This window comes from Collinsella sp. AF14-35 (genome assembly GCF_003464565.1).
In the GTDB taxonomy this organism is placed as follows: domain Bacteria; phylum Actinomycetota; class Coriobacteriia; order Coriobacteriales; family Coriobacteriaceae; genus Collinsella.
Map to the genome: position 1 here is coordinate 52,697 of NZ_QRZD01000010.1, position 23,145 is coordinate 75,841.

General features: G+C 59.4%; 21 protein-coding genes and 1 tRNA gene. 18 read left to right on the forward strand and 4 right to left on the reverse strand.

The window, feature by feature from the left end; genetic code table 11:
• Positions 1-67: 67 nt before the first annotated feature.
• The 6 genes from DWW12_RS04855 to DWW12_RS04880 all read left to right on the forward strand — a co-directional run bounded on the left by DWW12_RS04855 (position 68) and on the right by DWW12_RS04880 (position 6,366).
• Positions 68-1,234, forward strand: coding sequence for an ABC transporter substrate-binding protein (locus tag DWW12_RS04855; RefSeq protein WP_117855260.1), 1,167 nt, complete (start codon positions 68-70; stop codon positions 1,232-1,234).
• A 271-nt stretch (positions 1,235-1,505) separates the two neighbouring features.
• Entirely contained in the window at positions 1,506-2,693 is a 1,188-nt protein-coding gene (locus tag DWW12_RS04860) for an ABC transporter substrate-binding protein (RefSeq protein WP_117855262.1), read from the forward strand.
• 138 nt (positions 2,694-2,831) lie between these two features.
• Entirely contained in the window at positions 2,832-3,713 is an 882-nt protein-coding gene (locus tag DWW12_RS04865; protein WP_089573309.1) for a branched-chain amino acid ABC transporter permease, read from the forward strand.
• A 9-nt stretch (positions 3,714-3,722) separates the two neighbouring features.
• Positions 3,723-4,802 carry a branched-chain amino acid ABC transporter permease gene (locus tag DWW12_RS04870; protein ID WP_117655179.1) on the forward strand — a complete coding sequence of 360 codons (1,080 nt, stop codon included), beginning with the start codon at positions 3,723-3,725 and terminating at the stop codon, positions 4,800-4,802.
• A complete protein-coding gene (locus tag DWW12_RS04875) occupies positions 4,792-5,652 on the forward strand; it encodes an ABC transporter ATP-binding protein (RefSeq protein WP_089573307.1) in 861 nt (286 codons plus the stop codon). Before DWW12_RS04870 ends, DWW12_RS04875 begins: the two co-directional genes overlap by 11 nt.
• A 12-nt stretch (positions 5,653-5,664) precedes the next feature.
• Positions 5,665-6,366 (forward strand): ABC transporter ATP-binding protein, encoded by a 702-nt coding sequence (locus DWW12_RS04880; protein WP_035137222.1) that lies wholly within the window; start codon positions 5,665-5,667, stop codon positions 6,364-6,366.
• Between the two features lie 510 nt (positions 6,367-6,876).
• Here the strand turns inward: DWW12_RS04880 and DWW12_RS04885 are convergent.
• From DWW12_RS04885 to DWW12_RS04895, 3 genes are read right to left on the reverse strand one after another with little or no spacing between them, the layout of a single operon-like run.
• Positions 6,877-7,140 carry a hypothetical protein gene (locus tag DWW12_RS04885; RefSeq protein ID WP_117736812.1) on the reverse strand — a complete coding sequence of 88 codons (264 nt, stop codon included), beginning with the start codon at positions 7,138-7,140 and terminating at the stop codon, positions 6,877-6,879.
• Between the two features lie 14 nt (positions 7,141-7,154).
• Positions 7,155-7,787, reverse strand: a complete 633-nt coding sequence (locus DWW12_RS04890) for a DUF1700 domain-containing protein (protein ID WP_117655177.1) — start codon at positions 7,785-7,787, stop codon at positions 7,155-7,157.
• Positions 7,774-8,094 carry a PadR family transcriptional regulator gene (locus tag DWW12_RS04895; RefSeq protein WP_199570691.1) on the reverse strand — a complete coding sequence of 107 codons (321 nt, stop codon included), beginning with the start codon at positions 8,092-8,094 and terminating at the stop codon, positions 7,774-7,776. The genes DWW12_RS04890 and DWW12_RS04895 overlap by 14 nt, the downstream gene beginning before the upstream one ends.
• Positions 8,095-8,376: 282 nt before the next feature.
• On the opposite strand from DWW12_RS04895, the gene DWW12_RS04900 reads away from it, so the two are divergent.
• A complete protein-coding gene (locus tag DWW12_RS04900; protein ID WP_117855264.1) occupies positions 8,377-9,054 on the forward strand; it encodes a copper homeostasis protein CutC in 678 nt (225 codons plus the stop codon).
• A 3-nt stretch (positions 9,055-9,057) separates the two neighbouring features.
• On the forward strand, positions 9,058-9,855 hold the full coding sequence (locus DWW12_RS04905; protein WP_117736940.1) for a DUF4931 domain-containing protein: 798 nt from the start codon (positions 9,058-9,060) through the stop codon (positions 9,853-9,855).
• 30 nt (positions 9,856-9,885) lie between these two features.
• Here DWW12_RS04905 and DWW12_RS04910 read toward each other — a convergent pair whose 3' ends face one another.
• Complete coding sequence (locus tag DWW12_RS04910) at positions 9,886-10,884, reverse strand: bile acid:sodium symporter family protein (protein WP_117855265.1); 999 nt, start codon at positions 10,882-10,884, stop codon at positions 9,886-9,888.
• Positions 10,885-11,160: 276 nt separating this feature from the next.
• Between DWW12_RS04910 and recJ the strand changes: the two genes are divergently transcribed.
• The 10 genes from recJ (at position 11,161) to DWW12_RS04960 (ending at position 22,979) form a co-directional block, all read left to right on the forward strand.
• Positions 11,161-14,448 (forward strand): single-stranded-DNA-specific exonuclease RecJ, encoded by a 3,288-nt coding sequence (recJ, locus tag DWW12_RS04915; RefSeq protein ID WP_117855267.1) that lies wholly within the window; start codon positions 11,161-11,163, stop codon positions 14,446-14,448.
• A gap of 15 nt (positions 14,449-14,463) precedes the next feature.
• Entirely contained in the window at positions 14,464-16,824 is a 2,361-nt protein-coding gene (locus tag DWW12_RS04920) for a bifunctional (p)ppGpp synthetase/guanosine-3',5'-bis(diphosphate) 3'-pyrophosphohydrolase (protein WP_089573299.1), read from the forward strand.
• An 84-nt stretch (positions 16,825-16,908) separates the two neighbouring features.
• The gene (locus DWW12_RS04925; RefSeq protein WP_117855269.1) at positions 16,909-17,592 is read left to right on the forward strand and encodes an MBL fold metallo-hydrolase; all 684 of its coding nucleotides are present in this window, start codon (positions 16,909-16,911) and stop codon (positions 17,590-17,592) included.
• Positions 17,593-17,786: 194 nt separating this feature from the next.
• Complete coding sequence (fba, locus tag DWW12_RS04930) at positions 17,787-18,653, forward strand: class II fructose-1,6-bisphosphate aldolase (RefSeq protein WP_035137086.1); 867 nt, start codon at positions 17,787-17,789, stop codon at positions 18,651-18,653.
• A 254-nt stretch (positions 18,654-18,907) separates the two neighbouring features.
• Entirely contained in the window at positions 18,908-20,341 is a 1,434-nt protein-coding gene (locus tag DWW12_RS04935) for a transglutaminase-like domain-containing protein (protein ID WP_117855271.1), read from the forward strand.
• Positions 20,342-20,380: 39 nt separating this feature from the next.
• Positions 20,381-20,467, forward strand: a tRNA-Leu gene (locus tag DWW12_RS04940).
• Between the two features lie 431 nt (positions 20,468-20,898).
• Positions 20,899-21,468 carry a translation initiation factor IF-3 gene (gene infC, locus DWW12_RS04945; RefSeq protein ID WP_006234423.1) on the forward strand — a complete coding sequence of 190 codons (570 nt, stop codon included), beginning with the start codon at positions 20,899-20,901 and terminating at the stop codon, positions 21,466-21,468.
• 32 nt (positions 21,469-21,500) lie between these two features.
• Entirely contained in the window at positions 21,501-21,692 is a 192-nt protein-coding gene (gene rpmI / locus DWW12_RS04950; RefSeq protein ID WP_006234422.1) for a 50S ribosomal protein L35, read from the forward strand.
• Positions 21,693-21,738: 46 nt separating this feature from the next.
• A complete protein-coding gene (rplT, locus tag DWW12_RS04955; RefSeq protein WP_006234421.1) occupies positions 21,739-22,098 on the forward strand; it encodes a 50S ribosomal protein L20 in 360 nt (119 codons plus the stop codon).
• A 272-nt stretch (positions 22,099-22,370) separates the two neighbouring features.
• Positions 22,371-22,979 (forward strand): helix-turn-helix transcriptional regulator, encoded by a 609-nt coding sequence (locus tag DWW12_RS04960; protein WP_117855272.1) that lies wholly within the window; start codon positions 22,371-22,373, stop codon positions 22,977-22,979.
• Positions 22,980-23,145: the final 166 nt, after the last annotated feature.

The following is a 23,145-nucleotide window of genomic DNA, read 5'->3' on the forward strand; positions in this document are numbered from 1 at the left end:
TTGCGCCATAAGGTTTGCCCCGTACCGCAAGACGGCCGCACCGCGGCCAGCGAAAAAGGGGGACACCATGTTCAACATCAACAGCACGCTCAGCCGTAGGAACTTTCTCGCCGGCGCCGCGGCGCTCGGCAGCACCGCCGCACTCGCTGGTTGCTCGTCGGGTGACTCGGACGGCGGCTCCGCCGATGACGGCAAGACCTTCAAGATTGGCGTTATCGGCCCTCTGACCGGCGCCGCGGCAACCTATGGCGTTTCGGCCGAGAAGGGTGCCAAGCTCGCTGCCAAGGATTTCTCGACCAAGGACCTCAAGATTTCGCTTAAGTCCGAGGATGACGTCGCCGACGGCGAGAAGGCTATCAACGCCTTCAATACCCTGTGCGACTGGGGCATGCAGGCGCTCGTCGGCCCCGTCACGACTGGTGCCGCCGTCGCCGTCTCGGGCGAGATCGCCGACGATATGCTCATGGTCACGCCCTCGGCATCGTCGCTCGACGTTACCAAGGACAAGACCACGGTCTTCCAGGTTTGCTTCACCGATCCCACCATGGGCGCGAGTGCCGCGAAGTTCTTGGCCGAGAAGTATGCAGACGCCAAGATTGCCCTGTTCTACAACTCCGGCGATACGTATAGCTCGGGCGTTGCCGACGCTTTTGCCGAGCAGGCCAAGGCGTCCAAGCTCGACATCGTCGATACCGAGACCTTTAAGGACGATTCCTCCACGAGCTTTACCAACCAGCTCACCAAGGCCAAGGAGGCCGGTGCCACGCTTATCTTTGCCCCGATCTATTACACGCCGGCGTCCGTCCTGCTCAAGAACGCCAAGGACATGGGCTACGACATGACGCTCATGGGCACCGACGGCATGGACGGCCTGCTCTCCGTTGAGGGCTTCGACACCTCTCTTGCCGAGGGTGTGCTGCTCATGACCCCGTTCTCTGCCGACGACGAGAAGAACGCCGACTTCGTCAAGGCATATAAGGAGGCCTACGACGAGACGCCCAACCAGTTTGCCGCCGATGCCTATGACTGCGTCCACGCGATTGTCGAGGCGATCGATAAGGCAGACATCGATATTACGGCCGACGGCGCCGACATTGCCGGCGATCTTGCCAAGGCCATGCGCAAGATCAAGATCGAGGGCCTGACGGGCGAGCTCACGTGGAACGACGAGGGCCAAGTCGAGAAGCCCGCTACAGCCTATGTGATCCAGGACGGCAAGTACATCGCCGCCTAAGTGCGTATAAAGCGCTACCGGTGAGGCCGTTTAAATCAGGACAGGGAAGCTTGTAACAGAATGGAAACATTACTTTCACACAATAAAGTGGCTAAACTGCATAAACCAATAGAAATACGCATAATTATGGATAAACGGACAAAACAAAAGAATAGTTGAAATAATCGCCACTTTTCTCAACTAAAGCGTCTACTATTTTGCGAACGCCGAACACGGCGAAGGATGGCCTGTTGGGTAACCGAAACCCGACGAGATTTGAGAGGAGAGCCGCATGTCGAGCCTCACCGGTAAGTCATTGAACCCTGTTATGAATCGCAGGAGCGTTATCGCGAGCGCAGCAGGTCTGGGGGCGATGTCCATTCTAGCTGGCTGCTCCTCCAACGGCGGCGACAGCGGTTCCGCTTCGGGCGACGCTTCGTTTAAGATCGGCACCATCGGACCGCTGACCGGCGCCAACGCGTCCTACGGCAAGTCCGTTACCCAGGGTGTCGAGCTTGGCTGCAAGGATTTCTCGACCAAGGAGCTGCCGCTTGCCAGCAAGGCCGAGGATGACCAGGCCGACGGCGAGAAGGCCGTCAACGCCTTTAACACCCTGCTCGACTGGGGCATGCAGGCCCTCGTCGGCCCGACCACCACGGGCGCGTCGGTTGCCGTTGCCGCCGAGTGCGGTAACGACCCCGAGACGTTCATGATCACTCCGTCCGCGTCCTCCGAGGACGTCACCAAGGGCAAGGATTGCGTCTTCCAGGTTTGCTTTACCGATCCCAACCAGGGCGTCAACGCTGCCAAGTTCCTGGCGCAGAAGTATGCGGACGAGAAGTTCGTACTGTTCTATAACTCCGGCGACGCCTATTCTTCGGGCATCGCAGATTCCTTTAAGGTTCAGGCCGCTAAATCCAAGCTCGAGATTGTTGACGAGGAGACCTTTAAGGACGACTCCGCCACGAGCTTTACCAACCAGCTGACCAAGGCCAAGCAGGCCGGTGCCACCATGATCTTTGCGCCGATCTACTACACGCCAGCGTCCGTCCTGCTCAAGAACGCCAAGGACATGGGCTACGACGTCAAGATGATGGGTTGCGACGGCATGGACGGCATCCTGGGCGTTGAGGGCTTCGACACCTCTCTTGCCGAGGGTCTGCTGCTCATGACCCCGTTCTCCGCCGACGACGAGAAGAACGCCGACTTCGTCAACGCTTACAAGGATAAGTATGGCGAGACTCCGGACCAGTTTGCCGCCGACGCTTACGACGGCGTGCACGCGGTGGCCGAGGCCCTCGAGGAGGCCGGTCTTGGTGTCGACGCCGACCCGACCGAGGTCGCCGAGAAGCTGCCTAAGGCTATGCTCAAGATTACCGTTGACGGTCTGACCGGCAAGCTCACCTGGAACGATAAGGGCCAGGTCCAGAAGGAGCCCACGGCGTACGTCATCACCGACGGCAAGTACGTACAGGCCTAATAAGCCGCCTTACATAGAGCGGTTTTGATCCCAAGCAGGGGAGGTTTGGCCTTCCCTGCTTGCTTGGTATCTAGGGACAGTGTAACGTCCCTGTTTCATACATTAACTGGAAACCTATTCGAAAGGGGGATGTGGAACATGACGGTCTTTATCCAATACCTGGTCAACGGCCTGTCCATGGGCAGCGTCTACGCCATCATCGCGTTGGGCTACACCATGGTCTACGGTATCGCCAAGATGCTGAACTTCGCTCACGGCGACGTTATCATGGTCGGTGCCTATGTCTCGTTCTGCGCCACGTCGTATCTCGGCCTCCCGGGTTGGGCATCTGTAATTCTCTCTTGCGTGGTCTGCACGGTTCTCGGTGTTCTCATTGAGGGTCTGGCCTATAAGCCGCTGCGCCAAGCAGGCCCGCTGGCCGTTTTGATCACGGCCATCGGCGTGTCCTACTTCCTGCAGAATGCCGCGCAGCTTCTGTGGGGCGCCACGCCCAAGAACTTCACTTCGCTCGTTACCTTCCCGGTGCCGGAGTTCTTGGCCAAGTTCAACGTGAGCGCCGTTTCGCTCGTCACCATCGTCGCCTGCCTGGTTATCATGGCCGGTCTGATGTTCTTTACAGGTAAGACCAAGATGGGCAAAGCCATGCGCGCCGTGTCCGAGGACAAGGCCGCCGCTCAGCTCATGGGCATCAACGTCAACCGTACCATCTCGATGACGTTTGCCATCGGCTCTGCCCTTGCCGCCATCGCCGGCGTGCTGCTGTGCTCCTACTCGCCGGTGCTGCAGCCCACGACGGGTGCCATGCCTGGCATCAAGGCCTTCGACGCCGCCGTCTTCGGCGGTATCGGCTCCATCCCCGGCGCCTTTGTCGGTGGCATTCTCATCGGCATCATCGAGGCGATGGCGCAGGCCTACATTTCCACGAGCCTTGCCAACTCCATCGTCTTTGGTGTTCTGATCATCGTCCTGCTCGTCAAGCCTGCCGGCCTCTTGGGCAAGTACGTCCCCGAGAAGGTGTAGGTGAGCGTTATGAAGTTTCTTAAAGACAAGCAGACGCGTCACGACTTTGTTACGTACGCCATGTGCCTTGTGGCGTTCGCCATCGTGTTCTTTATGCAGTCCAACCACATGATTCCGCGCATGATCGCCGGTCAGCTGGTTCCCATCACGGCCTATATCGTCATGGCCATCTCCCTTAACCTCGTCGTCGGCATCGCGGGCGACTTGTCGCTGGGCCACGCGGGCTTTATGAGTGTCGGTGCCTATACGGGAATCGTCACCGCCGTCGCGCTGGAGAGCGCCGTTCCCTCCGATCCGGTGCGCCTTATCATCAGCATCGTGGTCGGTGCCATCGCTGCCGCCATCCTGGGCTTCTTGATCGGCATCCCGGTCCTTCGCCTGAGCGGCGATTACCTGGCTATCGTGACGCTGGCCTTTGGCGAGATCATCAAAGAGATCGTCACCTGCCTTATCGTGGGCGTCGACTCCCGCGGCCTGCATGTGATCTTTAACATCACAGGTAACTCCACGATCGACGACCTGCACCTGCTCGAGGACGGCACCGCCATCATCAAGGGCGCGCAGGGCGCATCGGGCGTGTCGACGTACTCGACCTTCCTCGCCGGTGCCATCCTGGTCATGGTCGCACTCGTGATCGTGCTCAACCTGGTTCGCAGCCGTACCGGCCGTGCCATTATGGCCGTGCGCGACAACAAGATCGCTGCCGAGTCCGTGGGCATCTCCGTCACCGAGTACCGCATGATCGCCTTCGTGGTTTCCGCCGCTCTCGCCGGCGCTGCCGGAGCCCTCTTCGGCGGTAACTTCTCGCAGCTTTCCGCCACCAAGTTCGACTTCAACACGTCCATCCTCATCCTGGTGTTCGTGGTCCTGGGCGGTCTGGGCAATATGCGCGGCTCCGTCATCGCGGCGGCGTTGCTCACGGTGCTTCCCGAGCTGCTCCGTCAGTTCTCGGACTACCGCATGCTCATCTACGCCATCGTGCTGATTCTGGTCATGATCTTTACCAACAACCCGCAGCTCAAGTCGTTCTTCGCACGCATTAAGGACCGCTTTGCTTCCAAGAAGGAGGTGGCAGCCGATGCCCAGTAAGTTTGAGTTCAACAAGGGCAAGATGGTCCCGTATCCTTCTGGCGCCATCGTTCCCGACCGCGACCTGGGCCAGCGCCCGGCGCTCGAGTGCATCCACTTGGGCATTGAATTTGGCGGCCTTAAGGCAGTCGACGACTTTAGCCTGACCATCGGTAAGACCGAGATCGCCGGTCTGATCGGTCCCAACGGTGCCGGTAAGACCACGGTCTTCAACCTGCTCACCAAGGTGTACCAGCCCACGCACGGTACTATCCTGCTCGACGGCGAGGACACCTCGGGCAAGTCGGTCTATCAGGTCAACCGTATGGGTATCGCCCGTACGTTCCAGAACATTCGCCTGTTCAACACCATGACGGTGGAGGACAACGTTAAGGTCGGCCTGCACAACCAGGAGCGCTACTCTGGTTTTGAGGGCGTGCTGCGTCTGCCGACGTACTGGAAGCACGAGAAGGCCGCCCACGAGCGCGCCATGGAGCTGCTGTCCATCTTTGATATGGAGCACCTGGCAAACGAGCAGGCCGGCTCGCTGCCTTACGGCGCCCAGCGTCGTCTGGAGATCGTCCGCGCGCTTGCCACCAACCCCAAACTGCTGCTGCTCGACGAGCCTGCCGCCGGCATGAACCCGTCCGAGACCGCGGAGCTCATGGAGAACATCGTTAAGATCCGCGACACCTTTGGCATCGCCATTATGCTTATCGAGCATGATATGTCGCTCGTCATGAACATCTGCGAGGGCATCTGCGTGCTCAACTTTGGTAAGGTCATCGCCAAGGGCACGGCCGAGGAGATCCAGAACAACGATGCCGTAATTGAGGCATATCTGGGCAAGCAGGATAAGGGGGAGAACTAAATGGCAGAGCCGATGCTTTCCGTCTACAACATCAACGTCTGGTACGGCGCTATCCACGCCATCAAGGACATCTCCTTTAACGTCAACGAGGGCGAGATCGTGGCCTTGATCGGCGCGAACGGTGCCGGCAAGTCTACAACGCTTAAAACCGTCTCGGGCCTGCTGCGTTCCAAGACCGGCTCCATCAAGTTTATGGGCGAGGACATTACCCATACGCCTGCCGACAAGTTGGTGGGCAAGGGCCTGGCCCAGGTTCCCGAGGGCCGTCGCGCCTTTTTGCAGATGACGGTCGAGGAGAACCTGGAGATGGGCGCCTATACACAGCCCAAGTCCACGGTTGCTCCGGGCCTTGAGCGCGTCTACGAGCAGTTCCCGCGCCTGAAGGAGCGCCGCCGCCAGGTCGCCGGCACCCTTTCGGGCGGCGAGCAGCAGATGCTCGTCATGGGCCGTGCCCTTATGAGCAACCCCAAGCTGCTCATGCTCGACGAGCCTTCCATGGGCCTGGCGCCGATTCTGATTGAGCAGATTTTCCAGATTGTCGAGGACCTGCACAAGGCCGGCACCACGGTGCTTCTGGTCGAGCAGAATGCGCAGATGGCGCTCTCGATCGCCACACGCGGCTACGTGCTCGAGACCGGCAAGATTACCATGACCGGCACCGGCCAAGAGCTCCTGCACGACGACAACGTCCGCAAGGCTTACCTGGGCGGCTAGGGACTTCCGCCGTTCTGCCGAACGGCGGACCGGCCGACGCTGCGCGGGCGCCCTGATCGACGTGCCGAAGCTCCTCACCCTTGGGGCTATGCCGCGGTACGAGGCCAGGTGGTCATGGTCCGGGAACCTCGCGATGTCGAATGACACCGCGAGGTTCGCCGCCGTCCTCGGCGGCCTCGACCCCCGAGTGGGCGATCCCCACGCGCTAACGCCTGCAAACAAGGGGATTGCCAAGACGCCGCCGGGCACCTCCGTCATAGACGTGGAAGTGCGGCCGCGCTGAAGCACTGCGCGGTGTCTGCTCGCTTATGTGCGCATCACGAAGGAAGACCAGATCGGTGAGCGGGATTGGCCCGAAGTCGAGAGATTCCCATCAGCCTCTCGTCGGTCGATGACCGGTTCACCACGCAGGAAGAGCGTGACGGAAGGTCTCGCAAAAAGGCTCCGAGCGCGGCGTGCTCATGCCCGTCGTGGTGCGCCCGAAGGGGGGGACGGCTGCTACGAGCTCGATCATTTGCGAGGAGAAGACGAACCAGTCGTTGCAGATCCAATATGGATCTCGCCGACCTCGGCAAGCTGCTCGATGAGTGGAAGCCCTGTCGGGTCGTCTATTTCAACACCACCCAGAATGATGGTGTCATCGCGCAGGTCGATCTGCGTGTTGAGCACAGCGAGGTTAAAGCCGGAGGCCACAAATCCGATAGCAGCCAGGACGAGCCCCGTGGCAACAAGCCCACTCGCTACGGCAAGGTAAATCCTTTTTACGCTGGACATGTTTGCACTCCTTCCTATGCCGTGAGCGGCGCCGCTTCGGCGCCCATGCGGCTCTTATTGCCTCGATCTTTCCAGAAGGGCGAAACGGCTTTCTTCGCCCAAAGGGCAGAGAGGCGCGCGATCTGCTTGGACGCCGTCCAGGCGCCGGCTCCCGTGAGGAGCGCCACACCGATGGAAGCGAATCCCATTCCCATCGAGGCCAAAACGTACGGAACATGCCCGATAATGATGCCGTCCACGGCGAACAGGAGCCCTACCAGGCCCGCGCCCCCGAATGCCGCGGCCACGATCCACACGCAGAGCGCAAGAACCCAAATACAGATGTAGACTGCAGCGGCAACGGCGACGAACGCGAGCAGCAGCGGAATCCATACCGGAGAGCCCACGATGGCGAGCGCCCATAGAAGTGCCGTGCTCTTGCGCTTGGTCCTCGCGATCGCGCGCGGCACGGCGGGCAGTTCGTCGAGCGTTGCCTCGGCGACCTCACCGGGCGTGCCCATGGCGGCCACAGCCTCGGCCTCCGTCATGCCGTCCTCCATACGGTCGGCGATGGCCTCCGCGTAGAACTCCTGCGTTTCCTTTACCTGATCTGCCGGCAGGCAGGCCAGAAGCTCGCCCAGCCGGTTCAAGAACTCATCGCGCGTCATGGTGCGCCCCCTCCACGTAACGGTAGATCTCCTGCACGGATGGCCATTCGGCGAGGAACTCGGCGATACGCTCGCGCCCGGCGTCCGTGATGCGGTAGTACCTCCGCAGCCGCCCGTTGTGCTCGGCGGAGCGCGCGGTGATGCAGCCCGCCTTCTCCAGGCGCTTGAGCAACGGATAGAGCGTGGATTCCGTGAGCCCCATACTCGCGGGCACGTCCTTCACGATCTGATAGCCGTAGGATTCCTCGCCCGAGACGGCCGCGAGCACGCAGGCCTCGAGGAAGCTGCGCTTCATCTGTGCCTCCATCCGCACAGCTCCTTTCGTAGTATACTGTGTAACACATACTATATGACACATAGTATGTGTTACACAGTTGTCGTATAGGGAGTCCGGTCTGTCTGTCCCCTGCGGGTACTCATTGGGGACGTACTTAAATGAGTACCCATCGCTCAAGGTGGCACCTGGGGACGTTCCTTATGTGCCGGCACTTTGGGACACTCCTTGTCAAGGTTTTGTTCCATCGTGCGGGTTGCTATTTAACGTGCGACAATGCCGTGTGAAAATCGAAATGTCTCCTGGGGGCTATCTATGCTGTACGAGTTTTGTGCCGAGAACTTTGAGCGTGTGCCGGCGGCTATCGATGCCGGTGCTAAGCGCATCGAGTTGTGCGACAACCTTGCCGTCGGTGGTACCACGCCCTCGGCCGGCGTTATCAGCACTACGGTCAGCTATGCTCACGAGCATGACGCGCGAGTGATGTGCATGATTCGCCCGCGTGGCGGTGACTTTCACTACAACCAGGACGAGCTGCGCATGATGGAGATGGACTTGGGTCTTGCCGTGAGCGCCGGCGTTGACGGCCTGGTCTTTGGCTGCTGCAAGCTCTGTGCCGGCGGCTGGGCGCTCGACGAGCTCACCCTCGGCGCCCTCGTGATGGCTACGGGCTGTGCGACCGAGGAGTGCAAGCGCGATCCTATCGACATCACTTTCCACATGGCCTTTGACCAGCTCTCGCCCGAGGCTCAGCTCGATGCCATTGACACACTCGCCGACTGCGGCATCACGCGCATCCTGACGCATGGTGGTGCTGCCGGAACGCCGATCGAGGACAACCTGGAGCACCTGTCGCGTCTTGTCGAGTATGCGGGCGACCGCCTGACCATTCTTCCCGGTGGCGGCATTTCCACGGCCAATCGCGATACCGTGGCGGCGGCACTGGGCGTCTCCGAACTCCATGGCACCAAGATCGTGCCGCTGGAGGTATAACCCGTGGCGCTGGTATTTGACGTTCAGCAGGCGAACGGTAAGCCCGACGACAACCGTCGTCCCGGCACCGCGTGCCCCTTTTGCGATACCGAGGAACTCGCCAATATCATCCGGCGCGACGGTGGCTGCATCTGGCTCGAGAATAAGTTTAAGACCTTGCGGGCCACTCGCCAGACCGTATTGATTGAGTCGTCCGACCACGACGCCGACCTGGTGACCTATGCGCCGGACGAGCTGCATCATGTTATGCGGTTTGCCCTGGATTGCTGGCAGCGGATGATTGACTCCCGACAGTATCGCAGCGTTCTCATGTACAAGAACAAGGGCCCACTTTCGGGCGGCAGTCTGGTCCATCCGCACATGCAGATTGTGGGTTTGGAGCAGGAAGACGGCTATGCTTCGCTGGCTTCCGCCAATTTCGAAGGCATCAATGTCTGGCAACAGGGGAGAATCTCGGTCAATATCTCAGCCGAACCGATCATGGGGTTCTTTGAGATCAACGTTTCAGCCCCGCAGGGAATCGCCGCCAGCGATGACGCACGAGACCAAGCCGAGGCGGATCTCTTTGCCGATGCGATCCAGGTAGCTCTGCGCTATATCCTAAACGAGCACCACGGTGGTCGCGCAGAGTCGTACAACTTGTTCTTCTATCACCTGGGCGGTCGGACCATTGCCAAGGCGCTGCCGCGTTGGGTGGTTTCGCCCTACTTTGTCGGCTATCGTTTGGCCCAAGTCAATGCCGAGACGACGCTCGATATCGATGCTGAGCGTCTGCGTGCGCATCTGGAAACGCTCGTATAGCAAGACTAGCACCCGCGTAATGCGGACAGCCTAGCGTGCCAACGCGTCGCGGCCGGCTTCGACCCGCTTGCGCTGTTTGGTGCGCTCCTCGCCGGTTAGGCACTCAAAGAGATGCCCGATAATCGAGGCCAGCACCTGCTGAAACAGCGTGCCGCACATGACGGGGAACACGACCTCGCCTGGAAAGTACTGCGTGGCGATGACGGCACCCGAAGAGATGTTGCGCATGCCGCAGGTAAAGCACATGGTAGTCGTCTCGCTATATGGCAGATGCAGCGCACGTGCGACCAGAAAACCGACGACAAAGCCGCTGATGGCGAAGACCAAAATAAAGAGGGCGACTTCCAGGCGCACCGCGTTTATGTGTAGCACGTACTCGCTCATAGCGGTGGAGTTGGACGCGATGACACCCATCATCATGAACTTGCAGGCGGGCGAGAGCGCGGGAGAGAGTTTCTCGTGGCCCCAGCCGCGCGTGAGTTCATTGATGGCAATACCGAGCACAGCGGGGATGGCGATCATAAAGGCCATGTTCTGCATCATGCTCGGCACGTCGATCGAGACGGTGGCGCCCAGCAGGAGCTTGAGCGTAAGCGGAATCGTCACAGGTGAGATGACCGAGGACGTCAGGATGATGGTGAGCGCGAGCGGGCCGTTGCCGCCGAACATGCTGATCCACATAAAAGCGGTGACGGCCACGGGCACGCTGTATTCGAGCACAATGCCGCAGACAAGGTTGGGGTTGGAGCCAAAGAAGAGTGACCCCATGGCATACGCCGCGATGGGAATAAGCACCGCCGAGACGAGCAGCGCCAAGACTAGGTGCAACGGACGGCGGAACACCTCGGTTACCTGGTGAAAGGTGTTGCTGAGCGCGCCTTGGAATGTCATAAAGGCAAACAGGGCGGGAACGATGGGCTTGAGCACGCCAATCTGTTGGGGAAAGAGCACGCCGAGCGCCACGCAAATCGGAACGATGACCTGCATGTGCCCCGCGAGAAACTTGCCCAGTCCAACCCATTGCTTCATATGCGCTTGTGACTCCCTTTGCCCGTGAACCCGTTTTGAATGGATATGCTAGACGCTCGCATGCGTCCGTGCGTCAGAAACGCTCGAATATTTCGAGGCTATTACCGGCATCGTTTACCGAAACCGCGGCGTGCTGCGGCGATTTGCGTCTGCTCTGCACGGTATAATAAATCCGTTCAACAGATCTGCCTGCCGAAGCGGGCATACACAGAGGACTCATCGCTATGAACCGTGAGAGGTATCGCGGCGACCTGCCCCTATCGGGGGTGGGCGCCTATGTCATCGCTTAAGACGACGCATCGCTGGGCGGTCGCTCAGCAAAACCCCGAGCTCGAAAAGGAGCTTTCGGCTGGCCTGGGCATTCCCGGGCTGGTGGCGCGTATTATGGTCGCGCACGGCATTACATCCATCGAAGAAGGTCAGCTGTTTTTGACGCCTTCGCTCGATCGCGACTGGGCCGACCCACTCATTATCCCGGGCATGTCGGTCGTTGCCGACCGCGTCGAGCGTGCTATTTGCAACCACGAGCACATTGCGGTCTTTGGCGATTTTGACGTTGACGGTATTACGTCGACCTGCCTGTTGACCGAGGCACTGCGCACGTTTGGCGCCGATGTCACGCCGTTTATTCCGCATCGCTTTGACGAGGGCTACGGTCTTTCGCGCGCGGCGCTCGACCGCGTTAACGAGCTCGCTCGCCCTCAGCTGATCGTGACCGTCGATAACGGTATTGCCGCCAAGGAAGAAGTCTCCTATCTGGAGAGCCTGGGGATCGATTTGGTGGTCACGGACCATCACGAGCCGTCCGACCAGGTGCCGCAGGGCGTGCCCCTGACCGACCCCAAGCTCGAGGACGAGGGTCCCTCGCGCGAGCTTGCCGGTGCCGGCGTGGCACTCAAGCTGGTGCAGGTCCTGGGCGAGCGTTTGGGCAAGCCGTCGTATTGGCGTTCGCTGATCGAGGTCGCGGCGCTGGGCACCGTGTCCGACATGATGCCGCTCACGCCCGAGAATCGCGCACTGGTCGCCGAGGGCATCCAGCAGATGCGCGCGACGGCCCGTCCCGGCTATATCGCGCTTGCCGCACTTGCCAAGGCCGACCTTTCTACCATTACGGCCGACGGCCTGTCGTTTTCGCTCATCCCTCGTCTGAATGCTGCCGGCCGCATGGCTGATCCAAAGCTGGCGCTCGACCTGCTGCTTGCCCGCGATCCTATCGAGGCAAGTGCACTGGCAGCCGAGCTCGAGGAAATCAACCGTCAGCGCCGCGAGATCGAGGCGGAGCTCACACGCGACGCCATGGCAAAGGTCGAGGAGACCTATGACGGCGGTCGCGCAATCGTCGTGGGTGGCGAGGGCTGGCACGAGGGCGTCAAGGGTATCGTAGCGAGCCGCCTGACCAACCGTTATCACGTGCCGGCTCTGCTCTTCTCGATTGAGGACGGCGTTGCGCGCGGATCGGGTCGCTCGGTGGGCAAGGTCAACCTGTTCGACGCCGTAGAACGCTGCTCGGATCTGCTGATTCGTCGCGGCGGGCATGCGGGTGCGGTGGGCGTGACCATCGAGGCGTCCAAGCTCGACGAGTTCCGTCGTCGCCTTTCGGCCGTGCTATCGGAGCTTCCCGCCGAGGACTTTGAGGACACTGACGAGGTTGCCGCCACCGTCGACCTCTCCGAGTTAAATATCGAGACCATCGAGCAGATTTCCCGTCTTGAGCCGTTTGGCCAGGGCAATAAGGTGCCGTTGCTGGCCGCCGAGGGCGTGACGATGTGTGATCGCGCCGTGGTGGGCAAAACCGGCGAACACATGCGCTTCGTGGCGACCGATGGCGCCGCGAGTGTGCCGGCCATCATGTTCCGCGTGCCGCAGATCGATAGGCTCATCAATTGCGACAGCGCCGTCGACTTGGTGTTCGAGGCCGTGGCCGAGCATTGGCAGGGACGCGTGAAGCCCAAGCTCATGATCAAAGATGTCTTGGTGCGCGATACCGCGGCGTCCAATATCGACGATCCGGCATGCGAGCTTCGCCGCGGCGTGCAGCCGGCGGATTCTGGCCTGCGCCTGGAGTCGCGTAAACGCGAGACGCTCGCCCAGCTTTCTTATACCGAGCTCACGCGCTCGCTTATCCATAGCTTTATCGGCTCGAACCAGCCACATCGCGCGCAGGTCGAGGCACTCGACGCGCTCGCCGACCACCAGAGCGTTTTGGCCGTTATGGGGACGGGACGTGGTAAGTCGCTCATCTTCCATGTGCACGCCGCGCGCGAGGCGGTCCTTCGAGGGCGTGCGAGCATCTTTGTCTATCCGCTGCGCGCACTCGTTGCCGACCAGGCCTATCATCTTTCATCGACGATGGCTGCGCTCGGCATTGGCGTCGGCGTGCTGACCGGCGAGACCGTGGAAGCAGCGCGCGATGACGTGTTTGCCGACCTGGCTTCGGGCCGCACCGGCATCGTGCTCACGACGCCTGAGTTCCTGTCTATTCACCGCGACCGCTTTGCGCGCTCGGGGCGTATCGGATTTGTCGTTATTGACGAGGCGCACCATGCCGGTCTTGCCAAGGGCGGCGACCGAAGCGCATACCTCGACATGCCCGATATCCTCAAGGCCCTGGGCGATCCGGTCGTTCTGGCCACGACTGCCACCGCAACGGCTCCGGTCGTGGCCGAGCTTGCCCGCATGCTGCCGATTACTCGCACGGTGGTCGACGAGACGGTGCGCGAGAACCTGCAGCTCGAGGACGACCGCGACCTTGCGAGCCGCGAGAACCGTTTGGTGTCGATCGTGGCGACGGGGGAGAAGACCGTCATTTACGTCAATTCGCGCGACCAGTCCGTGGCGCTCGCCAAGACGTTGCGCAAGCGTGTGCCCGATTGCGCAACCCATATCGCGTTCTATAACGCGGGGCTTGCGCGCTCCGATCGCCGCCGCGTGGAGGAAGCATTCCGAGACGGAAGCCTCAGCTGCATCGTTTCAACTTCGGCTTTCGGTGAGGGCGTCAACCTGCCCGATATCCGCCATGTCGTGCTGTACCACATGCCGTTTGGCGCCATTGAGTTCAACCAGATGAGCGGGCGTGCCGGTCGTGACGGACAGCCCGCCGTGATCCACCTGCTCTATTCGTCGCGCGACGCCCGCATCAACGAGCGCCTGCTCGACTGCTACGCACCCGAGCGCGACGAACTCGTCACACTCTATCGTGCGCTGCAGACCATGTGGCGCTCCAACCGCGGTAAGACCGGGGATGATTCATTCTGCGCAAGCGATATCGACATCGCGCAGATGTGCCTTGCCATCGATGCTCGCACGCCGGTCGACGAGCGCTCGGTGGAAAGTGGCCTGGGAATCTTCGAAGAGCTTGGTTTCTGTCGCGTTTCGGGGTTTGACGACACCCGTCGCATCGCGATGGCCGAAAACCCCGGCCGTGTGCAATTGAGCAGGTCAATTCGCTATTTGGAGGGCTTGCGCTCGCGCATGGAGTTCTCGGCTTTCCGGAGTTGGGCGCTCGATTCGTGCGCTTCTGATATGCTAGCCAAAGTTAACCGCCCGATCGTACCGCGGGCCTAGGGGAAGGGGACCTCGATGGATGCCGCAGCCCGTACCGCCCATGATTCCACCCTCCAGCCGTTCTCGGAGATGGAGCACTATAAGCATGCCGATGAGCTGCCGCCCGAGATTATGGCGGACAGCTACGACAAACTGGAGCGCCTGTGCCTCAAATATATGAATGAGGACGACTTTTCTAAGGTGGAGCAGGCCTATTGCTTTGCTGCCGAGAAGCACTGCAACCAAAAGCGCCGCTCGGGTGAGATGTACATCAACCATCCCGTCGAGGTGGCCATCATTTTGGCCGATCTCAAGATGGACTGCGATGTAGTGTGCGCCGCGCTGCTGCACGATACCGTCGAGGATACCGAGACCTCGCTTGCCGATGTTTCCGGCCTGTTTGGCGATACGGTGGCCGAGCTCGTCGATGGCGTGACCAAGCTCACCAACATCGAAGTCGACAGTATGGACGAGAAACAGGCGCTCACGCTGCGAAAGATGTTCCTCGCCATGTCCAAGGACATCCGCGTCATCATCGTTAAGCTTGCCGACCGTCTGCACAACATGCGCACCCTTGCAGCCCTGCGTGAGGACCGTCGCCTGTTTAAGGCTCGCGAGACCATGGACGTGTATGCGCCCCTGGCCGACCGTCTGGGCATGAGCTCCATTAAATGGGAGCTCGAGGACCTGTCCTTCTTCTACCTGGAGCCCGATGCCTACCAGCGCATCGCACGCATGGTGGCGGAGTCGCGCGAGGTCCGTGAGCGCTATCTGGCCGAGACCATCAAGACGCTCACCGACGAGCTCAACCGCATTGGCCTGGAAGACTTCCAGATCAACGGCCGTTCCAAGCACTATTGGTCCATCTACCAAAAGATGAAGCGCAAGGGCAAGGAATTCTCCGAGATCTACGACCTGGTGGCACTGCGCGTCATCACGCATTCGGTGCGCGATTGCTACTCCACGCTCGGCGCGGTGCACACGCTGTGGCACCCCATGCCCGGCCGCTTTAAAGACTATATCGCCATGCCCAAGGTCAATAACTACCAGTCGCTCCACACGACGGTCATCGGCCCCACGGCTCGCCCGCTCGAGATTCAGATTCGAACCTATGAGATGCATGAGCAGGCCGAGTACGGCATTGCCGCCCACTGGCTATATAAGAAGTCGGGCGGATCGTCTGCTTCCAAGACCAATGACGCTCAACGTTTGGACGACCAGATCAACTGGCTCAAGCATTCGCTCGATTGGGCGGCTTCCGACGAGATCACCGATGCCAAGGAATACCTGCATTCGCTGAAGGTCGACCTCTTCGATCAGGAGATCTTTGTCTTTACGCCCAAGGGCGAGGTCATGGCGCTTCGTGCCGGCTCCACGCCGCTCGACTTTGCCTACGCCGTTCACACCGAGGTGGGAAACCATTGCGTCGGCGCCAAAATCAACGGTGCGGTGGCTCCGCTCACGCACGAGATTAAGACGGGTGACCGTGTCGAGATTCTGACTAACAAGAGTTCCAAGCCGTCGCGTGATTGGCTCAAGATCGTTAAGACACCTTCCGCCAAGTCAAAGATCCGCCGCTATTTTGCCGCTGCGACCAAGGACGACGACGCTGCTGCTGGTCGCGATATGCTGGCTAAGGACCTGCGTAAGCGTGGCTATGGCATTTCTACGCCGCGTTCGACGCGTGCGCTCAACGCCGTGGCGGAGCAGTTTAACTTCAAGCAGCTCGAGGACCTGTTTGCCGCCGTCGGCGCCGGCAAGGTTGCCCCGCGCGCTGTGGGCAATAAGGTCGAGCAAATCTTGGACCCCAAGCCCGAGGAACAGCTCACCAAGGCCGAGGCTATCGCCGAGGTCGTGAAGCAGCCTGCTCGCGGCTCCAACCGCAAGCCGCAAAAGCGCGGCAAGAGCGCCAGTAACGGCATTATCGTCAAGGGCGAGAGCAACAGCGGCCTACTGGTCCGTCTGGCTCATTGCTGCAACCCCGTGACGGGCGACGACATCGTCGGCTTCATCACGCGCGGTCGTGGCGTTTCGGTGCATCGCGCCAACTGTCCCAACGTCAAGGGTCTTATGGAGCATCCCGAGCGCATGATCGAAGTGGAGTGGGACGGCGCTGCCGACACCCTCTTCCAGGTCGAGATCGTGGTCGAGTGCCTGGACCGCATGGGCCTTCTCAAGGATGTCACCATTGCCATTGGCGATGCGGGCGGCAATATCCTTTCTGCCGCCACGTCGACCAACCGCGAGGGTATTGCAACCCTGCGCTTTATGGTCGAGATCTCGGACGCGAGTGGTCTGGATCCGCTGCTGGCCTCCATCAGCAGCGTTGACTCGGTCTACGACGCGCGCCGCCTGATGCCCGGTGAGGGTGGAGCCCAGCTTAAGCGCCGCGTTTAGTCGCGACGAACGTGCCACATTATCGATATTCGCTACACTCGAGGCATCGTTTGATGCCTCGAGTTCTATAGAGAGGAGAGGGACATGAGCGCTGTGTCCTTGGATTTAACTCCCAAGGGATCGGTCGAGATCGAGACGCTCGTAAACGGTCCCATTCAGACCAATAGCTATGCTGTTATTTCGGACAATGAGTGCGTGATTATCGACCCCGCATGGGAAGGCGAACGCCTGGTGGAGCATATTCGAGCCGAGCATCCCGGCGTACGCTTGTTTGGCGCCGTATGCACTCATGGCCATGCCGATCATGTTGGTGGTGTTGTAGGCGTGCGAACCACCGTTGGCGAGGGCTGTCAGTATGAGCTGTGTGCTAAGGATGCGGCGGTGCCGCATGCGAACATCGAGGAACAGCGAGCTATGTGGGGCATTGAGACGCCTGACCCCGGGGAGCCGACACGCCTGCTCGCCGAGGGCGATGCTATCGAGGTGGGCGATATCTACCTGCAGGTGATCGAGACGCCAGGGCATACGCCGGGCGGGATCGTCTTGTTTGCTGCCACCGAGCAGGGGAACATTGCCTTTGTGGGCGACACCCTGTTTCCGGGTGGGCACGGCCGCACCGATCTTTCTGGAGGAGACGAGGCGGCGATTCTGCGCTCGCTCTCCAAGCTCGCCCGGCTTCTCCCGCCCGATACCGTTTGCCTAACCGGCCATGGCGATTCGACCACCATGGCACGCGAGCTCATGCAGAACCCTTTCATGCGGATGTAGCTTAATAGTCGGCTTTTGAAGCACGAGAAGCGTCCAAACGTCAAGCTATTTTTCCCCAACGGGTCGATTCCGTAGGGCAAACGGTCAAAAAAGTCTGTTTGGACGATATTCGTGAACAAACGAACGTTTATGCTCGGGTGCGCCGTGGTAAAATCTCAGGCGTTATCGGAGCAACCTTACAGGAGGTTTCTTTTATGCTCGTCAACGCAGCAGACATGCTCAAGAAGGCCGAGGCCGGCAAGTACGGTCTTGGTGCCTTCAACACCAACAACCTCGAGTGGACCCTGGCTATTCTCCAGGCCGCCGAGGAGGCCAAGTCTCCGCTGATCCTTCAGTGCACCGCTGGTGCCGCTAAGTGGATGGGCGGTTTCAAGGTCTGCGCCGACATGGTCAAGGCTGCCGTCGAGGCCACGGGCGTTACCGTTCCCGTCGCCCTTCACCTCGATCACGGTTCTTACGAGGACTGCTTTAAGTGCATCGAGGCCGGCTTCACGTCCATCATGTATGACGGCTCTCACGAGGAGACCTTCCAGCTTAACCTCGACCGCACCAAGGAGCTCGTTGAACTTGCCCACTCCAAGGGCATGTCCATCGAGGCCGAGGTCGGCGGCATCGGCGGCACCGAGGACGGCGTGACCTCCAGCGGCGAGCTCGCTGATCCTGCTGAGTGCAAGCAGATCGCTGACCTGGGCGTCGACTTCCTCGCCTGCGGCATCGGCAACATCCACGGCGTGTACCCCGCCGACTGGGCTGGCCTTTCCTTCGAGCGCCTGGGCGAGATCAAGGCCCAGACCGGCGACCTGCCCCTCGTCCTGCACGGTGGCACCGGCATCCCCGAGGATCAGATCAAGAAGGCCATCTCCCTGGGCATCTCCAAGATCAACGTCAACACCGACCTGCAGCTCGTCTTCGCCAAGGGCGTCCGCGAGTACATCGAGGCTGGCAAGGATCAGCAGGGCAAGGGCTTTGACCCCCGCAAGCTCCTCAAGCCTGGTCGCGACAACATCGTTGCCCGCACCAAGGAGCTCATGGAGGAGTTTGGCTCCGTCAACAAGGCGTAAGCGTCGTTAAACTTCCCACCGGAAGCCCCGTCCCCCTACACTGTTTCCTTTGCGCTCACCTGGCTTTGCCAGAAGTCGCGCCAAGGAAACAGCTCCGGGGGACGGGGCTTCCTTCGTTTAACGCCGCAGGGTTACTGGGCTGAATTCATTTTTTATAGGCACCGTTTATCAGTGTTGGGGGCTCCTTAATTGGGGCTTTCTTTTTTATCTCGCTACAATGGGCTTCAAGCGTTCTAGTGACTTGGAGTTTTGGTATGGCTGTTATTAATGTACTGCCTTCGGATGGGAAGGTTATTGACGAGGGTCCTGTTGGCTGCTCTGTTGATGTTTGCAGTGATGATTTTCGCCATCTCGATATTGGGCTACCGCCTGAGATTCTTCGTCTTAAGGATGCCGGGTATTTGATGCAGGCTGTTGCTGCCTGCGATCGCCTTCTGGAGCAGAACCCCGAGCCTTCGCTGGCTGCTTGTGTTCGTGCCGAGCGGTATCGCATGCTCGAGACGCCGCTTCATTTTTCGGTGTCGCGCGATCAGGCTATTGCGATGATTCGCGAGGAGTGGCCAGAGTTTACCGAAGAGCAGTTTGATGACCTGATTAATCGTAAGCGTATTGACTGGCGCTTTATCGATGGCGAACTGTTCGTTCTCGACAACTTCCTCGATTCGCTTCGCGTATATCCCAAAGAGGTTCCCGGCATGCGGCCCGATTCTACGGGCGGAATAGCACTGCGCAACGAGATGCTCAAGGAGATGGAGTCACAAAACGGATTGGCTCGCGTCATTACGCTTAAAGCGTCCGTGTCTGTCCCCGGTGCTCTAGATGGAGAGACTGTTCGCGCGCGGCTACCCGTTGCCGCCGCCTGTCGTCAACAGTCTCATATCGAGGTTCTCGATATGACGCCGGAGGGTGCTGTTGCCCCCGCGAATGCTTCGGCGCGTACCGCCTCGTGGTCTTCTTCGAGTGAGCGCTCATTCTCGGTGACCTATCGCTATCAAATTGATGCCGCTTATCGTGATGTCTATGGGGGTACGCTTCCGATGCATCCTTGCATGGACGCGCCACTGCCCGTGGACACCTCCGAGGACCGTCCGCACATTGCATTCACGCCGTATCTACAGCAGCTGACAGCCCGTGTCATTGACGGGCTCGAGGATCCGCTCGATCGCGCCCGTGCTATCTATGATTACCTGACGCAGTACATCGACTATCGCTATCAGCCGCCGTACTTGCTTTTGGGATCTATTGCCGATGACTGCGCGCATTCGCTCCGCGGCGATTGCGGCGTTATGGCGCTCACGTTTATCACCATGTGCCGTATCGCGGGCGTGCCTGCCCGTTGGCAGAGCGGCCTGTACGTTGCGCCCGATTCGGTGGGGTCGCACGACTGGGCAGAGTTCTATACGCCGCAGACCGGTTGGCTCAACGCCGACGTGTCATTTGGATCTTCTGCTCGCAGGATGGGGGAGGAGTGGCGCCGCCGTCACTACTTTGGCAATCTCGACCCGTGGCGTATGGTGGCCAACAATCGATTCCAGGCAGAGTTTGAGCCCTCTTTCGACGGCATGCGCGAGGACCCTTACGATAACCAGATGGGTGAGGCTTCGGTCGACGGTCGTGGATGCCGTCAGCGCGAGATGCTCCGCACGGTCGAACTCATCGAAATGCTCGAAGTTCCATTTTCGGACTAATCGGTAGAAAGCTGTGATAAACTAACTCACGCATTGCGTGCCCGAGTGGCGGAATTGGCAGACGCAGTGGACTCAAAATCCACCGTTGGCAACAACGTGCGAGTTCGAGTCTCGCCTCGGGCACCATACATGCAAGTGAGCGTTCAAGGGGGTTGCGGCCCCCTTTTTCGTGCCGAACTCGCGTGAGCGCGCGAAGCGTTAAGCAAACAGGCCTGTGGCCTGTTTGTAGCGGAGCGTGGCGAGGGCGCCACGCGCCCGAAGCCCGGGGCTTCGCGAAGCGAAGGCCCTTCGAGTCTCGCCTCGGGCACCATGCATGCAAGCGAGCGTTCAAGGGGGTCAAGGCCCCTTTTTCGTGTACGTAATGTGATAACGCGCTGTACGTGTTATTATTCGCAAGGCGTTGTTCCCGCAATGCCCTAAAGAGGAACCCGAGGGTTCCCACCTTTTGGCGCCAATGAGCAGCTGACTGGTCATACAACTTAGATTCTCTTCCTCAAATCGAGGAAGTCTATGTGTACGACCTGGTTGCTGAGAAGCGCCGGGTTATTTTTTTATGAATGGAGGTAGGGAAAATAGCTAAGTCTGATGACACCCGCATCAACGACGAGATCACTGCATCTTCGTGCCGTTTGATTGGCGTCGATGGCTCTCAGCTCGGCCTGTTCGCCATCCGCGATGCCCAGCGCGTCGCCGACGATCAGGGTCTCGACCTGGTCGAGATCGCTCCCAACGCGGAGCCGCCGGTCTGCAAGGTCATGGACTACGGTAAGTTCAAGTACCAGCAGGCCATGAAGGCCAAGGCTGCTCGTAAGAACCAGTCCAAGGTCGAGGTCAAGGAAATGAAGTTCCGACCCAAGATTGACGTTGGCGACTACGAGACCAAGAAGGGCCACGTTCTGCGTTTCCTCAAGAAGGGCGCACGCGTTAAGATCACCATCATGTTCCGCGGCCGTGAGATGGCTCACCCGGAGCAGGGCCTTAACGTTCTCGAGCGTCTCGCCGAGGATCTCAAGCCTTACGCTACGGTCGAGTCCAAGCCTAAGATGGAAGGCCGTAACATGCTTATGCTGCTCGCCCCGATTAAGGGCGCCTTCGATGAGGATAAAGCGGCAAGCGATACCAAGTAACTAGTGTTCTGTAACCGATTAAGGAGTATTTCATGCCTAAGATGAAGTCCCACAGCGGCACCAAGAAGCGTTTCCGCAAGACTGGTACCGGCAAGCTTATGCGCGCCAAGGCTTTCAAGAGCCACATCCTGAGCAAGAAGTCCACCAAGCGTAAGCGTGGCTTCCGTCAGGAGACCGAGATCGCCGCTGCCGACCGCAAGGTCATCAAGTCGCGTCTCGCCTAAGTTCGCGTTCCCGTTTTTCGTTTTACCGTCTAGGAGTTGATAGAACATGGCACGTATTAAGCGCGCTGTTGCCGCCAAGAAGAAGCGCCGTACCGTTATGCACCGTGCGAAGGGTTACTACGGTGCCGCTTCGCGTACTTACAAGCATGCTAAAGAGCAGGTCCAGCACTCCCTGCAGTATCAGTATCGTGATCGCCGCAACAAGAAGCGCGAGATCCGTTCTCTCTGGATTACCCGTATCAACGCTGCTGCTCGCCTGAACGACATCTCTTACTCTCAGTTCATGCATGGCCTGAAGGTTGCCGGCATCGAGCTCGACCGCAAGGTCCTGGCTCAGATGGCTTACGAGGACATCGAGTCCTTCAACGAGCTGGCTACCATCGCCAAGAAGGCTCTCGAGGCTTAATTGCTTCTTGCATCTTAAAGGGGCGCTTCCAATCCGGAAGCGCCCCTTTTTGATTGATTAGGGATGTGATCGATTTGGGACGTAGCCAAACCGATCGATTCGATAGCGTCCGAGTTGCAAGAAAGAGCAGGTAGCGTATGTGTCAAAGATTTTTGACACTCTAATCTGCGCTCAGCCATCCGTATGGGTTTGATTTTGGGATTACGCTTTGCTTGCCGGCTTCTGTTGTGTAGCCGCCCAATAAGAGTTGAAATGCATTCGAAGGGAACGCCATGCAGCTGCCAAAACGCCTTAAACAGTATCGACTCGATGCTGGTTTGTCCCAGGAGGATCTTGCAAGGCGCATTTTTGTAACACGTCAGACCATCAGTAATTGGGAGCGCGGTAAAACGTACCCCGACATCCAGAGTCTCCTACTGCTGTCTGAACAACTGGATGTAACGATTGACGAGCTTGTTAAAGGCGACATTTCAATAATTAGAGAAAGGGTTGAACGCGATAGGGGCACGCTCTATCGCTTGGGTGCGGGGATGTTGGCTGGGCTTCTTGCGTTTACCGTCTCTATGGCCTGGCTCATGTGGCAACAAAACCACGGGTGGGGGATGGTCCAGTGCGTTCCGACGATGGTGTTGGCAGGCGTCTTTGGTGCTGGCGCAATGTGCTGCGCGCTTGCAGCGGAACATATCAAGAAGAAGAATGATTTGGTGACGTATCAAGAGATATCCGACTTCTTGGACGGAAAGAAGGCGGACAGCGAAGAGACGAGGACGGGCTGGGCTTATGAGCATCCACAGCTTGCGAATGCCATCAAGTTTGCCGCAGCGGCTCTTATTGGACTAATCGTTTTTGAACTCATTAACGCTGCTATGTCCCATTTCTAATGGGTATACAGCCATTAATGCGGCCGAAGCTTAACCGTTGGAAAACCGAAGGGCCGCTCTAATAGGGGAGCCGCGGCCCTGTTCTTTCTAGGCTCTCACAGAGAGGGCCCCATCCTCATTTGTGTAGGAAATGTGTACGCCCAGATTCCCGCCCCCGGCGCCCCTC

What these genes read in the sequence shown, in the direction of transcription:
- DWW12_RS04855 (WP_117855260.1), top strand. Translation starts at nt 68, where the DNA reads ATGTTCAACATCAACAGCACGCTCAGCCGTAGGAACTTTCTCGCCGGC.
- DWW12_RS04860 (WP_117855262.1), top strand. Translation starts at nt 1,506, where the DNA reads ATGTCGAGCCTCACCGGTAAGTCATTGAACCCTGTTATGAATCGCAGG.
- DWW12_RS04865 (WP_089573309.1), top strand. Translation starts at nt 2,832, where the DNA reads ATGACGGTCTTTATCCAATACCTGGTCAACGGCCTGTCCATGGGCAGC.
- DWW12_RS04870 (WP_117655179.1), top strand. Translation starts at nt 3,723, where the DNA reads ATGAAGTTTCTTAAAGACAAGCAGACGCGTCACGACTTTGTTACGTAC.
- DWW12_RS04875 (WP_089573307.1), top strand. Translation starts at nt 4,792, where the DNA reads ATGCCCAGTAAGTTTGAGTTCAACAAGGGCAAGATGGTCCCGTATCCT.
- DWW12_RS04880 (WP_035137222.1), top strand. Translation starts at nt 5,665, where the DNA reads ATGCTTTCCGTCTACAACATCAACGTCTGGTACGGCGCTATCCACGCC.
- DWW12_RS04885 (WP_117736812.1), bottom strand. Translation starts at nt 7,140, where the DNA reads ATGTCCAGCGTAAAAAGGATTTACCTTGCCGTAGCGAGTGGGCTTGTT.
- DWW12_RS04890 (WP_117655177.1), bottom strand. Translation starts at nt 7,787, where the DNA reads ATGACGCGCGATGAGTTCTTGAACCGGCTGGGCGAGCTTCTGGCCTGC.
- DWW12_RS04895 (WP_199570691.1), bottom strand. Translation starts at nt 8,094, where the DNA reads ATGGAGGCACAGATGAAGCGCAGCTTCCTCGAGGCCTGCGTGCTCGCG.
- DWW12_RS04900 (WP_117855264.1), top strand. Translation starts at nt 8,377, where the DNA reads ATGCTGTACGAGTTTTGTGCCGAGAACTTTGAGCGTGTGCCGGCGGCT.
- DWW12_RS04910 (WP_117855265.1), bottom strand. Translation starts at nt 10,884, where the DNA reads ATGAAGCAATGGGTTGGACTGGGCAAGTTTCTCGCGGGGCACATGCAG.
- recJ (WP_117855267.1), top strand. Translation starts at nt 11,161, where the DNA reads ATGTCATCGCTTAAGACGACGCATCGCTGGGCGGTCGCTCAGCAAAAC.
- DWW12_RS04920 (WP_089573299.1), top strand. Translation starts at nt 14,464, where the DNA reads ATGGATGCCGCAGCCCGTACCGCCCATGATTCCACCCTCCAGCCGTTC.
- DWW12_RS04925 (WP_117855269.1), top strand. Translation starts at nt 16,909, where the DNA reads ATGAGCGCTGTGTCCTTGGATTTAACTCCCAAGGGATCGGTCGAGATC.
- fba (WP_035137086.1), top strand. Translation starts at nt 17,787, where the DNA reads ATGCTCGTCAACGCAGCAGACATGCTCAAGAAGGCCGAGGCCGGCAAG.
- DWW12_RS04935 (WP_117855271.1), top strand. Translation starts at nt 18,908, where the DNA reads ATGGCTGTTATTAATGTACTGCCTTCGGATGGGAAGGTTATTGACGAG.
- infC (WP_006234423.1), top strand. Translation starts at nt 20,899, where the DNA reads ATGGAGGTAGGGAAAATAGCTAAGTCTGATGACACCCGCATCAACGAC.
- rpmI (WP_006234422.1), top strand. Translation starts at nt 21,501, where the DNA reads ATGCCTAAGATGAAGTCCCACAGCGGCACCAAGAAGCGTTTCCGCAAG.
- rplT (WP_006234421.1), top strand. Translation starts at nt 21,739, where the DNA reads ATGGCACGTATTAAGCGCGCTGTTGCCGCCAAGAAGAAGCGCCGTACC.
- DWW12_RS04960 (WP_117855272.1), top strand. Translation starts at nt 22,371, where the DNA reads ATGCAGCTGCCAAAACGCCTTAAACAGTATCGACTCGATGCTGGTTTG.